The 15,304-nt window shown below is 43.8% G+C and carries 17 protein-coding genes and 1 pseudogene; 7 read left to right on the top strand and 11 right to left on the bottom strand.

The genetic code is table 11. The features are described from left to right. From B092_RS0111980 to B092_RS0112000, 6 genes are all read right to left on the bottom strand, one after another. On the bottom strand, positions 1-921 hold the full coding sequence (locus B092_RS0111980; RefSeq protein WP_018575471.1) for an EfeM/EfeO family lipoprotein: 921 nt from the start codon (positions 919-921) through the stop codon (positions 1-3). Continuing rightward, a complete protein-coding gene (locus tag B092_RS14445) occupies positions 893-1,636 on the bottom strand; it encodes an FTR1 family iron permease (RefSeq protein ID WP_197933402.1) in 744 nt (247 codons plus the stop codon). Before B092_RS14445 ends, B092_RS0111980 begins: the two co-directional genes overlap by 29 nt. Continuing rightward, positions 1,624-1,749, bottom strand: a complete 126-nt coding sequence (locus B092_RS16065) for a hypothetical protein (protein ID WP_255313354.1) — start codon at positions 1,747-1,749, stop codon at positions 1,624-1,626. The genes B092_RS14445 and B092_RS16065 overlap by 13 nt, the downstream gene beginning before the upstream one ends. A 22-nt stretch (positions 1,750-1,771) precedes the next feature. Beyond that, complete coding sequence (locus tag B092_RS0111990; protein ID WP_018575472.1) at positions 1,772-2,119, bottom strand: cupredoxin domain-containing protein; 348 nt, start codon at positions 2,117-2,119, stop codon at positions 1,772-1,774. A 96-nt stretch (positions 2,120-2,215) separates the two neighbouring features. Further along, positions 2,216-2,773, bottom strand: coding sequence for an iron transporter (locus B092_RS0111995; RefSeq protein ID WP_018575473.1), 558 nt, complete (start codon positions 2,771-2,773; stop codon positions 2,216-2,218). 197 nt (positions 2,774-2,970) lie between these two features. Beyond that, positions 2,971-3,312, bottom strand: coding sequence for a glutathione S-transferase family protein (locus B092_RS0112000; protein WP_083907551.1), 342 nt, complete (start codon positions 3,310-3,312; stop codon positions 2,971-2,973). Between B092_RS0112000 and B092_RS0112005 the strand changes: the two are divergent. From B092_RS0112005 to B092_RS0112035, 7 genes and pseudogenes are all read left to right on the top strand, one after another. Then, positions 3,291-3,653 (top strand): annotated as a pseudogene (locus B092_RS0112005) (hydantoinase B/oxoprolinase family protein); the annotation flags it as partial. The gene B092_RS0112000 and the pseudogene B092_RS0112005 sit on opposite strands and share 22 nt — an antisense overlap. Before the next feature lie 115 nt (positions 3,654-3,768). Continuing rightward, positions 3,769-4,638: a PPK2 family polyphosphate kinase gene (locus B092_RS0112010; protein ID WP_026253769.1), complete on the top strand. Its 870-nt coding sequence runs from the start codon at positions 3,769-3,771 to the stop codon at positions 4,636-4,638. A 281-nt stretch (positions 4,639-4,919) separates the two neighbouring features. Next, entirely contained in the window at positions 4,920-6,089 is a 1,170-nt protein-coding gene (gene pobA, locus B092_RS0112015; RefSeq protein WP_018575477.1) for a 4-hydroxybenzoate 3-monooxygenase, read from the top strand. 99 nt (positions 6,090-6,188) lie between these two features. Next, the gene (locus B092_RS0112020; protein WP_018575478.1) at positions 6,189-6,533 is read left to right on the top strand and encodes a c-type cytochrome; all 345 of its coding nucleotides are present in this window, start codon (positions 6,189-6,191) and stop codon (positions 6,531-6,533) included. 9 nt (positions 6,534-6,542) lie between these two features. Then, on the top strand, positions 6,543-7,043 hold the full coding sequence (locus B092_RS14450; protein ID WP_018575479.1) for a hypothetical protein: 501 nt from the start codon (positions 6,543-6,545) through the stop codon (positions 7,041-7,043). An 11-nt stretch (positions 7,044-7,054) separates the two neighbouring features. Further along, positions 7,055-8,620 (top strand): FAD-binding oxidoreductase, encoded by a 1,566-nt coding sequence (locus B092_RS0112030; RefSeq protein WP_018575480.1) that lies wholly within the window; start codon positions 7,055-7,057, stop codon positions 8,618-8,620. A gap of 72 nt (positions 8,621-8,692) precedes the next feature. Then, on the top strand, positions 8,693-10,144 hold the full coding sequence (locus B092_RS0112035; protein WP_018575481.1) for an aldehyde dehydrogenase: 1,452 nt from the start codon (positions 8,693-8,695) through the stop codon (positions 10,142-10,144). A 134-nt stretch (positions 10,145-10,278) separates the two neighbouring features. Here B092_RS0112035 and B092_RS0112040 read toward each other — a convergent pair whose 3' ends face one another. The 5 genes from B092_RS0112040 to B092_RS0112060 all read right to left on the bottom strand — a co-directional run bounded on the left by B092_RS0112040 (position 10,279) and on the right by B092_RS0112060 (position 15,300). After that, positions 10,279-11,604, bottom strand: coding sequence for a TRAP transporter large permease (locus B092_RS0112040; protein ID WP_018575482.1), 1,326 nt, complete (start codon positions 11,602-11,604; stop codon positions 10,279-10,281). Continuing rightward, positions 11,601-12,128 carry a TRAP transporter small permease gene (locus tag B092_RS0112045; RefSeq protein ID WP_018575483.1) on the bottom strand — a complete coding sequence of 176 codons (528 nt, stop codon included), beginning with the start codon at positions 12,126-12,128 and terminating at the stop codon, positions 11,601-11,603. The genes B092_RS0112040 and B092_RS0112045 overlap by 4 nt, the downstream gene beginning before the upstream one ends. A 71-nt stretch (positions 12,129-12,199) precedes the next feature. Beyond that, entirely contained in the window at positions 12,200-13,246 is a 1,047-nt protein-coding gene (locus B092_RS0112050; protein ID WP_018575484.1) for a TRAP transporter substrate-binding protein, read from the bottom strand. Positions 13,247-13,308: 62 nt separating this feature from the next. Next, positions 13,309-14,295, bottom strand: coding sequence for an aldo/keto reductase (locus B092_RS0112055; RefSeq protein WP_408637653.1), 987 nt, complete (start codon positions 14,293-14,295; stop codon positions 13,309-13,311). 54 nt (positions 14,296-14,349) lie between these two features. Further along, complete coding sequence (locus tag B092_RS0112060) at positions 14,350-15,300, bottom strand: Gfo/Idh/MocA family oxidoreductase (protein ID WP_018575486.1); 951 nt, start codon at positions 15,298-15,300, stop codon at positions 14,350-14,352. Between the last annotated feature and the right edge of the window lie 4 nt (positions 15,301-15,304).

Consider the following 15,304-nt stretch of genomic DNA (forward strand, 5'->3'; position numbering starts at 1 on the left):
CTACTCCGACTTGTACTTAAAATAAACTTCAATATCCAATAAAGCGCGCAACTCAGCCAGCTGCTGAGCCTGCTTCGTGACAAGCGAGTAGAGACGTGCTTTATCAGCAGACTTTAACTGATTAAACTGCTTAAAGCCGTCGCCCTCACGATAGCCATCCATAATCGCCTGAATACGCTCAAATAAAGCGTTGATATTAGCCATCACAGGCTCGTCGATAAAGGGTTTAAGCAAAGTTACGACCTGTTGTGAACCGTCAAGATTAGCCTGAATATCTGCCAGATCGGAACCGGCATATTGATTTTCAATGCCGAGCAGCTTCTTTTCCAGAATCATTTCCATAAAATCAGCGCCGGACTGCACTAATTTGGCAATTTCCAAAGTCTCAATGGCAATGCGTTTATTGACATCACGCAAATGATGCAGTAAATGCTGCGTATCATGCACCGTTTTCTCCACATCAGCGAGCACAAAAACATCATACTCAACGCGGTGATAACCTTTAAAACCCGGATTGGCCTCACGATCCAGAAAATAATCCGCGCGTGAATTCACCATCTTATCAATAAAGCCGAAAGACTGCAGCGCCGGGCGCACACGCTCATAGGCTTGATGCGCTTTAATATACTGCGCTTTAGCATCGTCCAGATCGCCGGCCTTGGCAAGCTCGACAATCATAGTTAATGCAGCAATGGACTCGGCAATCGAAGACTCCATATACTGCATATACGCCTCAATCGCCGGCATAAACTTTTGAGGGGTAGGAATATCACCCTTGGCAGCGGCAATATCGCCGCTGTTCATCACCGGCGCCCGCACCGCCTGTGCCGGCGTCATCAGCGCCAGCAGACCGCCGACCACCAACGTCATGGTCACCGCTTTGACCACATCACTAAGCTGTTTTAACTGTTTGCGCTTCATAACGATTAGACCGTTGAAAAATAAAGGCAATAATAAGCCAAAATAAAACAAAGACGATCACATTAAGCAAGGTAGGCTGATCGCGATAAGCAAAGAATGAGCCTGCCAAATTACCCACAAAGCCCGAAGTACTCAAGATATCCGAACTATTCCATAGCTCGCTGCAAGTCCATGCCGGCAGTAACTCAACACAATCACTTTCGACCAGTAAATTCACAATATCTTCGACCGCGCGCATCAGCAATGACAGCCCTAAAAACAATAGCAAAAAGCCCGTCACGCTAAAGAATTTCTTCCATGACACCACGCGACCGGTCAAAATAAATAAGTAAAAAGTCACAAAGGATGCGATCACACCGACAAGCACTTCAAGACTAAAAGCACCGATATTGTCTGAGCTTAAGGCCATAATCTGTGCCGATAAGAAAACCACTATCTCCGAACCCTCACGCACAATGGCCACTAAAATCACCACCAAAGCGCCCCACCAAGCGTAGTTTTCTCGACTTTTAAGCATCTCCGCTTCGATGGCCGATTTCATATTGCGAGCGTTTTTGTGCATCCAGTAAACCATTTGCACGGTCAAAACGCACGCCAAGCTTTGCATGATGATCATAAAAATGCTTTGCGGCGCCCCCTCTAAAGCGCTGAATACACCATAAATCACCAAGGCCAAAACCACCGCCACCAGCAGACCGAGTGCTACCCCACCCATAAGTAACGCATACTACTGCGATCCTCCTGCTTAGCCATCCAAGCATAAATAATGCCGATCACCAGCAAGGCCTCAAAACATTCCCGCCATACCACAAAAGCCACATGACCCATGGTCACGCTCCCTGTTATAAATTTACTTAATGATTAATTTACCCTTAGGCTTATCCAGATGAAAATCATCAAAAAAATCATACTCACCGGGCTTTTTAGGTGGAATCACCACCACCGAAGTCACGCCCGGTGCCAGTACTTTTTCCTTGCGCAATTGCAGACTTTCAAACTCAGCCGGTCCGCTACCGATATTGCTCACCTCAATACGGATAATCGTATTAGCCGGCGCTTCCAAAACCAAAGGAATCAAATCACCGTCTTTCATCTGCAGCTGAATCGTATGCTTTTCTTTATCTTTAGCCACCGCCGCTTGAAAACTCAAGAAAAAGGAAGTAAATAACGCCACCAAAAGAAATGCATTTTTTCTCATTGCTTCACCCCATTAAAAAAGCAAAAGCTCACAGCCTTACCTGTCAGGGTACTCTGTGAGCTTAAAGACTAAAGATCAGCCGTAACGGCTATGCTCTTAGTAACCACCTTTACGTCCGGTACCGCTAAAGTCAAATTCCCAAGACACGTCAAACGGCTGGAACCAAGGACCGACACCGGTCTCCTTATCAATATGGCGACCCATTTGATTAGGGTTGGGAGGAGCAATATTAAAAGTCACTTTGTACTTACCATGACCGTCCAATTTAATATTGTCACCGTAGTGTGGACCGTCGTTCGCAACCATCATCATAAAATGACCGTCCTGATTGAACTTACTGTCACCATCAAGCTTTTGGATGTTGTAGGTGATGTTAAGATTAGGAATCCAATCACCCTCGGAGAAACCGTTAGGGTTATCCTCTAAAGCATGAATATCAGCCTCTAAGTGAATATCGGAGTCCTTAGCGGGACGGTGCTGATGCTCAGGATCTACACCCTCGTTATCCATCGTGATAGGCTGTAGATAAACACCGACGATTTCCATACCGTCCTTGAGAACCGGCTCACCGACCGGATACTCTTGTGCATTAGCCGCAGAAGCAAATAATAATGCGGTTGCACTTGCCAACATAACACTGCTTAATAACTTCATATTTAATTCCTCATAAATTCAATAAATTAACTCTTATTAAGAATGATTCTCATTGCTAGTGTACGCTCATTTACTTTTACTTTCAACAAGTAATAATTCAGAAATAAAATCTGTTGCTTATTAGACAAACATGAAAAAAGGCCAAAGCAATCTGATGACATACTGCTTCGGCCCCGGCTTTTTTAGCACTGCACTGCTTAGATTGACTTCGCTTCACCCATTTGTACGTAAGTCGGCACCTTAGAGGCGGCGCTCATTAAGTCCATATACGCTTGAGTCACGGGCGGAAATTCAATCCCCGCAGCCGCTGAGATATGCCTTAAAAAGGGATATAGGCGAATATCGTCATACCCATAGTGTTGGGCTTGAATACGTGCCAGATCAATATGCGGTATCAGCTTTTCCAAGGCCGCTTGCCCCTGCTGCAGCAAGGCCGGCGCTTCCTCAGCTAAGCGTCCAAAATCATCCACGCGCTTTTCATGAATGGTTTTATAGTGTTCACGTGCCGATGTTGTGGCAAACCCACATGACCAATTCACGCCTAACCGATCCGGAAATACTCGAGTTCAGATACCCTGTCGTATTAGAGGAATTTTCTATACGCCATGGTAGTGGAGGCGGCGGCAAAGTCAGTGGTGGCAATGGTGGTACTCGCCGTATTCGCTTCTTAAAACCGATGACAGCTTCTATCCTTTCTAACCGTCGTCGAGTTGCTCCGTTTGGCGCATTAGGCGGGGAAGATGGAGAGGTAGGAGCAAACCATGTAGAGCGCACTAACGGAACCGTAGAGCAGCTAGGATTCAGTGCCTCAACCAGCATGCAAATCGGTGATGTGTTTGTTATTGATACGCCGGGCGGTGGTGGCTATGGAAAGGCGTAATAACCTCAAGCGCTTAGTTGCTAACTATCAGTAAGCTCAACCCTAGTAGATAACATTTCATCGCTACCACACTATACTTTTAACCAATAAAGCTTAAGCCACGACTCATCCACTTATTAAAGACGGCTTTTCCGCCCAATATCGTGTCACCGATGGGAGCAACTTCCACTTAGAGAGTTTTAACACAGCCCCTCCGGAGCACCTCGCCAAGGATCTCCTCACAAAAAGGAAAAAGTCACTCGTTAAACGCATTGCTAAGCTTCAAGACATTTTGTATGCCAATGATCGACACGCCCTACTCACCATTTTTCAGGCAATGGATGCGGGAGGTAAAGACTCTGCTATTAAGCACTTATTCACCGGCATTAACCCCCAAGGTTGTGAAGTACATTCATTTAAGCGTCCGACCTTCCTTGAACTCGACCATGATTTCATGTGGCGTAGCAACATACGCACCCCCAGTCGTGGCAAGATTGGCGTTTTTAACCGTTCTTACTATGAAGAAGTGCTGGTGGTTAAGGTTCATGAGCAAATATTAAACAGCTCGAAACTGCCAAAAGAACTTATTCACGAGGATATTTGGGCAGAACGCTTTGAATATATACGTGCTTTTGAGCGCTCTATGCATCAAAACGGGACCAATGTATTGAAGTTTTTCCTCTATTTATCGCCGGATGAACAGAAGAAACGCTTTATTTCACGCATGAAAAATCCAGAGAAAAACTGGAAATTTGATCCTAATGACTTATACGAACGAAGCTTTTGGGGCGAGTATATGCAAGCTTATGAAGAAGCGATTCAATCAACTGCCTGCCAAGACTCCCCCTGGTACATCATCCCCGCTGACGATAAGCCCTATAGCCGAGCAGTCATCGCCGATGCCGTATGCCAACACTTGGCGAGTTTAAATCTCGAATATCCAACCCTAAGCGAAGAAGTACAAAGTAATTTACAGAGCTATATTGAGCAATTACAAAATGAATAAGCGTATTTACTCTTATTTTGCACTGATCGTGAAGAACTCCGGCCGTATTACTGAGAGCTACTCCGTCACGATACGAGGCCACCTACGGTGCCTTATTTAAAATTTACCTCGCTTGACTTTGCCCTAAAGAGCAGAGCGGTCGCATAGAACCATAGTCAAACAAAACAAAAAGGCATAACTGATAGTACACTTGTGCAATTGTTTCTTTAGTTTTTTTTATTGACAATGAATGATAATTAATAATACTTATATCGTCGTCATTATTTATGAGGAGACATAAAATGCGCACAAAAGTAGCAATTATTGGGGCAGGTCCATCAGGTTTATTGCTTGGTCAAATTCTATCAAAACATGGTATTGACAACATCATTTTAGAGCGTCAAACAGGTGATTATGTATTAGGTCGCATTCGTGCAGGTATTTTAGAAAGCGTCACCATCGATGGTTTAAAACGTGCCGGTGTAACTGAAAACCTAGAAAAATATGGCTTAGTTCATACTGGTTGTGAGCTTGTTTTCGATGACAAATCCTATCGGGTAGACTTTGAAAAAGAAGTAAATCGCCATGTCGTAGTGTATGGTCAAACAGAAGTTACTCGTGATCTTATGAATGCTCGTGAGTCTATTGGCGCAACAACTATTTACGAAGCCGCAGACGTCGCTTTACATGATGTAGATGGTGAAAATCCTTATGTCACATACACTAAAGACGGTCAAGAACACCGTTTATACTGTGATTTTATTGCTGGCTGTGATGGTTTCCATGGTGTATCACGTCAAACTATTCCGGCCGACATTCTTAAAACATACGAACGCGTTTACCCTTTTGGATGGTTAGGCTTAATGTCTGAGACGCCTCCTGTTGCCGATGAACTTATTTATCTAAAACACGAACGTGGCTTCGTATTATGTAGTCAGCGCTCTAAAACCCGTAGCCGTTACTATCTCCAAGTACCTCTAACTGACAAAATTGAAGATTGGAGTGATGAACGTTTCTGGGAAGAACTACGCACTCGCCTTGGCCCTGAGCGTTCAGCTAATTTAATAACCGGTCCAAGCCTTGAAAAAAGTATTGCGCCTTTACGCAGCTTCGTAAGCGAGCCAATGCGTTATCACAAATTGTTCTTAGCGGGTGATGCAGCACACATTGTTCCCCCTACCGGTGCAAAAGGTCTTAATCTAGCGGCTAGCGACGTATTGTACTTGTCTGATGCATTTATGGATTTTTACACAAACGATGATATGACCGGTATTGAAGGCTATTCAGAACGTTGCTTAAAACGTATCTGGGGTGCAGAGCGTTTCTCTTGGTTTATGACCAACATGCTACACACCTTCCCGGAAAATGATGCATGGAGTAAAAAAATGCAAGAGGCTGAATTCAATCAGTTATTTAACTCTGAATACGGTGTGCGCTTGTTAGCTGAAAATTATGTAGGTTTACCTTACTAATAGTCTATAAGTAAATTAAGAGGGGTGAGAAATTAATTTCTCCCCCCTCTTATTCTCTCAAACAATTGAAGCTTAAACCAACTCCAATTAGGTAGAGCAATGAAAACAGAAATAAAACGCCGTGTAACAATGGCATATAAAGGACTGGGCCTAGGCGCTGTAGTTTGTGTTTTAATGAGTTTTTCTAGTACTGCTTCTGCAGCTGATGAGCAAGAACTGATTAAAAGAGGTGAGGCACGTTACAACAAATTATGCGCTCTTTGTCACGAAGTGGGCACAGGTACCTATATTAAAGGTCGTCAACTACATCCCGATTTTATCGCCGCTATAGTGCGTAATGGCCTTTTGGCTATGCCGGCTTTCCCTCATACTCACCTCAGTGACGAGGATTTGTTAGCGGTGGGTAAATATATCCAGCAATCATCGGCTCCTGAAGAGAAATAGGAGGCAATTATGAACATCACACGTCGTCAAGCTTTAAAATCTATGGCAGCCGTGGCAGGTGTCAGCGGCACCGGATTATTGATGGGCTTTGGACCGATTGCGGTAGCTGAACCGGCTTTCTCGCCGAAAACAACAACTGTTATAGTTAGTCTGGATACCATTGGCCAAACTTTTTTAAACCGTATCCGAACACAACGAGATACGCATATTTCTCAAGTACTACGTGCAAGCACCGATCTTTCTTTTGTGCAAAATCTGCAACGTATCTTGACTAACGGCCAAGCACAACGAATTGTGGGTCTAGTAGATGACGCATCAGCTACGCTAATACTTGACTTGGCTCGCAGTGCGAATGCTAAGCTTATTTGGGATAAGTCTCACAGCCAGCTTTCCGAAATTGATGCCGCCTTATTGGGTCTGACTCTCAATGGCTTTGAAGCAAAAGCTACTTACACTAAAAACGGACGTCAGAGCAGGGGACATTATGTGTCCTTTATGTTAGAGATTTAAAAGGATTAGAGATGAGTACAGATAATAATCAGGTTTTACCGCTAAACGTAGATCGCCAAGATTTTGATAAAGCGCTTGTAGCCTTTAGAAAGTTATTAGGTGAGGAAAATGTCCTTATCGAAAACGATAAGCTTACCCCCTATCGTAAAATCATGATGTCCGTGGAAGATGCGGAACATGCGCCATCTGCTGTTATTACAGCTTCCAGCGTTGAAGAAGTACAGGGTGTCGTTAAAATTTGTAATGAGTTCAAAATTCCTGTTTGGACGATTTCCACCGGTCGTAACTTCGGTTACGGCTCTGCTGCTCCTGTTAAGCGTGGTCAAGTTATCCTAGACTTACGTAAAATGAATAAAATTATTAACGTAGACCCTGAGCTATGTACTGCCTTAGTTGAACCAGGTGTCACTTACCAACAGCTTTACGACTACCTAGAAGAGAACAATATCCCTCTGATGCTCTCCTTCTCAGCACCATCAGCCATTGCCGGCCCATTAGGCAACACAATGGATCGAGGCGTTGGCTATACTCCCTATGGTGAGCACTTCATGATGCAGTGTGGTATGGAAGTTGTGATGGCTAACGGTGAAGTACTACGCACCGGCATGGGTAGCGTAGAAGGCGATACTGCTTGGCAAGTATTTAAATGGGGCTACGGTCCAACCTTAGATGGTATGTTCACCCAATCCAACTACGGTATTTGTACTAAGATGGGCTTCTGGTTAATGCCAAAACCACCTGTCTACAAACCCTTCGAGATAAAATTTGAAGAAGAATCTGATATTCACGATATCGTGGAGATGATTCGCCCCTTACGTATTGCACAAGTTATTCCCAACTCTGTTGTTATCGCTAACATTCTTTGGGAAGCTGCAACTTGTGATACACGTCGTAGCGACTACACCGATGAGCCAGGTCACACCTCTGATGCTATCTTAAAACAAATCCAAAAAGATAAGAATTTAGGAGCTTGGAACGTATACTGCGCTTTATACGGCACTCAAGAACAAGTTGATGTTAACTGGAAGATTGTTCAAGACGCTGTGAAAAAACTAGGCAAAGGAACTATCGTTACTCAAGAAGAGGCTGGCGATACTCAACCATTTAAGTATCGTGCTGAGTTAATGTACGGCATCCCTAATTTACAAGAGTTTGGTCTATACAACTGGCGTGGGGGTGGCGGTTCTATGTGGTTTGCGCCAGTAAGCCAAGCTCGTGGTACGGAATGTGATAAACAAAAAACCTTAGCTAAAAGCATTCTAAACAAATATGGCTTAGATTACGTAGGTGAGTTTATCGTGGGCTGGCGTGACATGCACCACGTTATTGATGTAGTTTACAACCGTGCCGATCCTGAGGAGTTAAAACGCGCTGATGCCTGCTTTAATGAACTTTTAGACGAGTTCGCTAAAGAAGGTTATGCGGTATATCGTGTAAACACACATTTTCAAGAAAAAGTTGCAGAAATCTACGGCACAACCAAACGTCGTGTTGAGCACGCCATTAAACGAGCTTTAGATCCAAATAATATTTTGGCTCCTGGAAAATCTGGCATTGACTTAAACAATCCTTTTTAATTAGTTAACAAGTAAAAGAGCCAATCACAACAATATAAAAATTGGCTCTCAGTCTATTAGGAGATAGAAGCTGTGAATACAGTAAAATTACTCATCGACGGTCAAATGCGCGATGCCACAGGTCAAAAAACATTCACACGCATCAATCCAATCACAGGTGAAGTTGCCAGTGTTGCTGCTGCAGCTCAGTCTGCAGATGTTCAGGCGGCTTTAGAGTCGGCTGAAAAAGCGTTCCAAACTTGGTCTAAGTTAGGCCCTACTGAGCGTCGTATGCGTTTACTTAAAGCCGCTGATATTATGGATCAACGTGCTGAAGAGTTTGTGTTAACTGCTCGCCAAGAAACAGGCTCAACAAACTCGTGGTATGGTTTCAACGTTCACTTATCAGCAAATATTTTACGTGAAGCAGCAGCCATGACTACCCAAATCGACGGGTCTATTATTCCCACCGATTTACCCGGTAGCATTTCCATGGGTGTGCGTACTCCATGCGGGGTAGTTCTAAGTATTGCCCCTTGGAATGCCCCTGTTATTTTGGCTACACGTGCTATTGCAATGCCTCTGGCTTGCGGTAACACAGTGATCCTTAAAGCCTCTGAAATGTGTCCTGCTACTCACACCTTAATTGGCGAAGTACTTAATGATGCCGGTATCGGTCCAGGTGTAGTCAATGTAATTACAAATGCTCCTGAGGATGCGGGGCCGGTAGTTGAACAACTGATTGCTCACCCAGCAGTTAAGCGCATAAACTTTACCGGTTCGACTAAAGTAGGCAAGATCATCGCTACCACTTCAGCTAAATATCTGAAACCCGCTCTATTAGAATTAGGTGGTAAAGCTCCTGTTATCGTGTGCGAAGACGCTGATTTAGAGCAAGCAGTCGCAGGGGTTGCTTTTGGTGCTTTCTTTAACCAAGGTCAAATTTGCATGTCCACTGAGCGTTTGATCGTTAGCAATAAAATTGCTGATCAATTCTTAGAAAAACTGGTGGCTAAAATCAAAACCATCAAAGTTGGATCTCCGGATCTTGAAGACACCACTTTTGCTTACTTGGAAAGTGCACAGTCTGTACAGCGCATTCGCGAACTGGTTGAAGATGCAGTATCCAAAGGAGCAACTCTGCCTGTACCTATGACAACAGATGGTGCCTTAATGCACCCTTTGATTATCAATGGCATTACACCTGAGATGAAGCTGTACGCTCAAGAGTCCTTTGGTCCTGTCGTGACCATGACGACCTTTGAGACAGTTGAAGAAGCGATTCGTTTGGCCAATGATTCAGATTACGGCTTATCTTCTGCGGTCTTTACTCAGAACATAAATACCGGTATTGAAATCGCTAAACAGATTGATAGTGGTCTATGTCACATCAATGGCCCTACTGTCCATGATGAGGCTCAAGCTCCATTTGGTGGTACTAAAGATAGTGGTTATGGCCGTTTCGGTAGTAAATCCGCTATTAACGAGTTCACTGAGTTACGTTGGGTTACTTTACAAACCACTCCTCGTCAATATCCTATTTAGATATTTTAATCCTCAGCGTCCGGTGAAGGCGCATTCACAAATAAATTTACGGGGTATCGATATTATCGATACCCCGTAAATTTTATGGTCTTATTGCTTTGCGACGCCCGCCTAGCAACGGCACAATTAACACCTTAACCGAAGTAACGGACTAGGACTAAGGAGATACTCGGGAACAACGCAAGAATCACAATTCGTACTATATCCCAAGTCAGAAAAGGCACCACCCCACGGAAAATAGTTCCTGCCGAAATATCGCGTGCAATATTATGGATAATAAAGACATTCATGCCTACCGGCGGCGTGATCAGTCCCATTTCCATCACTACTAGGGCCAATATACCAAACCAAATAGCTTTCTCATCCATACCTAAGCCCCAGAACTCCATACCTAAAACGACCGGTAAGAAAATAGGAACTGTGAGTAGAATCATGGATAAACTATCCATCACACAACCCAGTAAGATATAAACCAGAATAATCGCAAATAAAACAGTTAATGGACTTAGACCTAAACCCTGCACCCACTCAGCAAAACTCACCGGAATCTGACTAACCGCTAAAAATGCATTGAGCATATCAGCCCCAAGTAAAATCAAAAACATCATACCCGTACCAATGGCAGTGCCTTGAATGCAACGCTGTAAACCACCATTCCTTAAACCACCTGAATACCAAGCAACTAAACCCGTCGCTACAGTACCAACCGCAGCAGCTTCAGTGGGTGTAAATACACCGCTATAAATACCGATAATAACTGCACCGAAAATTAGGATCACGGGCCACGTTGCAAATAACGTTGATAAACGTATTTTCCAACTTTGAGCCTCAGCACGCGGACCAGCTAAGTCAGGTTTATACCAAACAATTAGAGCAATAACGACGAGATAACCTGCAACAGCCAACAAACTGGGTAAAAACGAAGCCATAAAAACTTTAGCGATATTTTGCTGAGCTAAAATAGCATAAATGACGAGAGGCACTGAAGGCGGTATTAACATGCCCAACGTACCACCGACTGCTAATGAAGCGCCTGCTAAACTTGGTGCATAATTATGACGACGCAACTCCGGTAACACCACGTGTGACATAGTAGCGGCAGTAGCTAAAGAAGAGCCGCAAATAGCACCGAAACCTGCACAAGATGCCATGCCCGCCATAGCCATACCACCACGCCAGTGGCCTATAAATGAGTTTGCGGCTTTAAATAGTGCCTGAGAAAGTCCACCTTGGGTCGCAAACTGCCCCATCATTAAAAACAAGGGCACAACAGATAGGTCATAAACTGAATAGCGGCTAAATACAGAGTGCTTCAAATGCGCCATTAGTGGATCATAGCCACTAATCCATAAATAACCCAGCGCACCGGCTATAAACATGGACACGCCGATATGAACTCGGATAACAAGTAGAAATAATAAAAATAATAAAATAATTATGCCAATCACAGTGCCTGTCATACCAGCACCTCTTCGTCAGAAGCACTTTTTTGTCTACCGTGTTTCATGGTATAAAGTGCAGCAATACCAAAAACCACAAATGAAGGGGCAATAGGAAAATAACCCCACCAAATTGGCATACCCAAAACCATGGTACTTTCTTGGTATTCATAGATATCAAGCATGCCATCCCAGCTTCGCCAAGCTAATAAAAATGCCAATAGAGCCAACAGTAAACATGCAAAAGAGTCTAAATAACGCTTTAGTTTCTGAGGCGCCCAAAGTGTAAAGAAATCTACAAAAACGTGACCATAAGATAGCTGACAATATGGCATACATAACGTAATACCAATGGCAGAAAACATTTGAATGAGTTCGTAATCGCCGGGTATGGGTGTTGAAAAAAATGTGCGTCCTAGAACACTGATTACTGAGATCACGGCTTCAATAATAAAAAGAGCACCACCAATATAGGCTAGTGTCCTACACACATGCTCTAAAACAGATCCAAAACTACGCGCCATTGGAGTAAATAAGGTTACCATAATGCACCTCTCAGGCAGTTCTTGGGCAGAATCCTGCCCAAGAAGGATTGATAAGTTTAAAGTTAAAGATATTAATTTGCGGTTTCGCCAGTGTATTTATTAACTAAGGCACGCGCTTCATCAACTAACTGCTGCCCACCTTTTTTTCCTTTACTGCCTAACTCTTTAACCCACTCTTCAATCACTACAGCGGTAGCTTGCTTCCACTTCTCAGTTTCCTCTTCGCTGAGTAAAATAACTTGATTGCCACGTTCTTCAGCGGCTGCTTTACCTCCAGCATCTGCCTCTCGGTATTGCGCAGAAATCCATGCAGAAACATCACGACCACTGTTGTCATCAATCACTTTTTGTAAATGCTCCGGCAAAGCTTTATAACGCTTTTCATTCATAACGTAGACCATCGTAGCAGTGGTCATGGTTTGTCCAAGAGCAGTGTCTGTATGGTATTTGGTCAGCTCATGTGCTTTAGTGGCTGGCAATACTTCCCAAGGTACTAAAGCCCCATCAATCACGCCACGAGATAAACTTTCAGCCATTTGCGGTACAGGCATCCCTACAGGCGTGGCACCCAAAGATGACAAAACGCGATTCCCTAAACGAGAAGGCGCACGAACTTTTAGTCCGCTCAGATCTGCCAAACTATTGATTGCTTTATCACGCATATGGAGCTGGTTTGCGCCATTAACCCAAGTACCAATAAGCTTCACACCACGGTACTCATTGATGGCGTTTTCATTGACAAAATCCCACAAAGCCATGGAAGAAGGTTCATGCGTAGTAGTAATAAATGGCAATTCAAATACTTCTGTGATAGGGAATCGACCTGCCGTATAACCCGGTAAAGTCCAGACGATATCAGCTACACCATCGCGAGCTTGGTTAAATAGCTGCACAGGAGTACCACCCAATTGCATCGCAGGATAGATTTGACACTCCAGTTCACCATTAGACTCAGCTTTGATCTTTTCGCACCAAGGCACGATAAACTTAGTATGTCCCGGGGCACTCGGGGGTAAAAAATGTGCTACTTTTAAAGTGATAGTTTGCGCTTGGACGCCCATGGCAGAACAAGATGCGGCAACAAAAAATGCCGCAGATAAAATGCGCTTGTGTAACATAACTCCAGTCTCCTACTCCAAAGGTATTTAGTATTTATGAATTAATACCTTGACTAACAAAATTAGATTTCTTCGGTGTCTATTTCTTTTAAAGTTGCCTCTGGATAACGATTGCCTGCTATTGTTTGCTGGCTAATCAGTTCTCCGGCTTTGTTTATGACTTCAGCGCCCAACTGTAGCTGAGCGGCTTTGATATTTTCTTTTAAATGCTCTACTGAACGTGTACCCGGGATAGGGATAACGCAAGAATCTTGAGCTAATAACCAAGCCAAGGCCAACTGAGCCGGTGTGCATTCAGCTTCTTGAGCTAACACTTCATATTCCTGCAAAACCTGCAAATTATGAGAAAAATGAGGTTCCTGAAAACGTGGCATATTAATACGGATATCGTTATCCCCTAACTGCTCTAAGCTACGCAAAGTAGCCGTTAAAAAACCGCGTGCCAAAGGGCTAAAAGCCACTAAATTAGCACCTATCTCTTTACATGCCTTCAACGCACCATACTCAGCATTACGTGACCATAATGAATATTCATTCTGTACTGCTGCAACAGGGTGGATTTGATGTGCCTTATGAATAGTTGGCCCAGAGACCTCAGATAATCCTATATGACAAATTTTGCCTGCCTCAACTAAATCAGCGAGAGCCCCTACGCTATCTTCGATAGGCACAGACTTATCCCAACGATGCAAATAATATAAGTCGATAACATCTGTCTGCAAACGCTGTAACGACGCATCACATTGCTCCTTAATCGTTGCAGGACGACCATCTATAACGCGCTTACCATCTACACCTGCCATACCACATTTGCTCGCCAAGAAAATTTGGCTACGGTGGTTTTTAAGCACTGAACCGACTAAAGTTTCATTTTTACCGAAACCATACAAAGTTGCGGTATCAAAATGATTAACTCCAAGGTCTAAGGCTGATTCTAATAAATGCGCGCCGTCTGCTTCAGAAAGTGGCTCTCCATAAGCATGGCTAAGATTCATACAACCTAAACCAATGGGAAACACTGACTCGTTCGCAAGGGTTCTGTTCATAATATGTCCCTAAAAGCAATTCCCCCTAAAACTGATTAAGCTTTAAGGGGAAAAGAGTTAAACTAATTGCTGCTCAAGCTCGTGCAAGGTGCGATAGCACGGGAGTACGGACGAAACGCTAGAGTTAGGCTCACGCCCTTCAACAATAGCGGCAATAAACTCGCGGTCTTGTAACTCAATACCATCCATTGAGACAGCGACTTTTGATACATCAATCGCTTCTTCTTTGCCAGTATAAAGATCATCGTAACGAGCTATATACGTGCCGTTGTCACAAATATAACGGAAGAAAGTACCAAATGGGCCTTCATTATTAAATGACAATGACAAGGTACACACAGCGCCACTTTCAGTCAATAACTGAATGGACATATCCATCGCAATACCTAAATCAGGATGAACAGGTCCCTGAATAGCATTGGCTTTAACTACCTTAGAAGCGGTTTGGTATTGAAATAAATCTACCGTGTGTGCAGCATGGTGCCAAAGCAAATGGTCAGTCCATGAGCGTGGCTCACCCAAGGCATTGGTATTAGTACGGCGGAAGAAATAAGTTTGAACATCCATTTGCTGAATATTCAATTCACCAGCGGTAATTTTGTTATGAATCCACTGGTGGCTCGGGTTGAAACGGCGAGTATGACCCACCATAGCCACTAAACCCTTTTCCTTTTGTAAGGCAACAACCTCTTCCGCATCAGCTAAGTTATCTGCTAAAGGGATCTCAACTTGTACGTGCTTGCCGGCTTTTAGGCATGCTAAAGTTTGTGAAGCGTGCATTTGTGTAGGTGTACACAAAATAACTGCATCCACATCCGGACTCTGAAGAACGTCGTCAAGATCAGCAGAGGCATTAGGCACACCATATTTATCAGCCACAACTTGTGCTTTTTCCTTTGTGCTAGACACCACATAGGTGACTTCAGCCTCAGGAATACGTGCTAGACCGTCTAAGTGTTTAATACCAAAGGCGCCAGCACCAACTAGTGCTATTTTAACTTTTTTCATATGT

Origin of the sequence: Oligella ureolytica DSM 18253 (genome assembly GCF_000373745.1) — a bacterium.
In the GTDB taxonomy this organism is placed as follows: domain Bacteria; phylum Pseudomonadota; class Gammaproteobacteria; order Burkholderiales; family Burkholderiaceae_B; genus Oligella; species Oligella ureolytica.

Coding starts and splice junctions, on each gene's coding strand:
- pobA (WP_018575477.1), top strand. CDS start 4,920: ATGCGCACAAAAGTAGCAATTATTGGGGCAGGTCCATCAGGTTTATTG.
- B092_RS0112040 (WP_018575482.1), bottom strand. CDS start 11,604: ATGACAGGCACTGTGATTGGCATAATTATTTTATTATTTTTATTATTT.
- B092_RS0111990 (WP_018575472.1), bottom strand. CDS start 2,119: ATGAGAAAAAATGCATTTCTTTTGGTGGCGTTATTTACTTCCTTTTTC.
- B092_RS0111980 (WP_018575471.1), bottom strand. CDS start 921: ATGAAGCGCAAACAGTTAAAACAGCTTAGTGATGTGGTCAAAGCGGTG.
- B092_RS14445 (WP_197933402.1), bottom strand. CDS start 1,636: ATGGGTGGGGTAGCACTCGGTCTGCTGGTGGCGGTGGTTTTGGCCTTG.
- B092_RS0112050 (WP_018575484.1), bottom strand. CDS start 13,246: ATGTTACACAAGCGCATTTTATCTGCGGCATTTTTTGTTGCCGCATCT.
- B092_RS0112060 (WP_018575486.1), bottom strand. CDS start 15,300: ATGAAAAAAGTTAAAATAGCACTAGTTGGTGCTGGCGCCTTTGGTATT.
- B092_RS16065 (WP_255313354.1), bottom strand. CDS start 1,749: ATGGGTCATGTGGCTTTTGTGGTATGGCGGGAATGTTTTGAGGCCTTG.
- B092_RS0112030 (WP_018575480.1), top strand. CDS start 7,055: ATGAGTACAGATAATAATCAGGTTTTACCGCTAAACGTAGATCGCCAA.
- B092_RS0111995 (WP_018575473.1), bottom strand. CDS start 2,773: ATGAAGTTATTAAGCAGTGTTATGTTGGCAAGTGCAACCGCATTATTA.
- B092_RS0112045 (WP_018575483.1), bottom strand. CDS start 12,128: ATGGTAACCTTATTTACTCCAATGGCGCGTAGTTTTGGATCTGTTTTA.
- B092_RS14450 (WP_018575479.1), top strand. CDS start 6,543: ATGAACATCACACGTCGTCAAGCTTTAAAATCTATGGCAGCCGTGGCA.
- B092_RS0112020 (WP_018575478.1), top strand. CDS start 6,189: ATGAAAACAGAAATAAAACGCCGTGTAACAATGGCATATAAAGGACTG.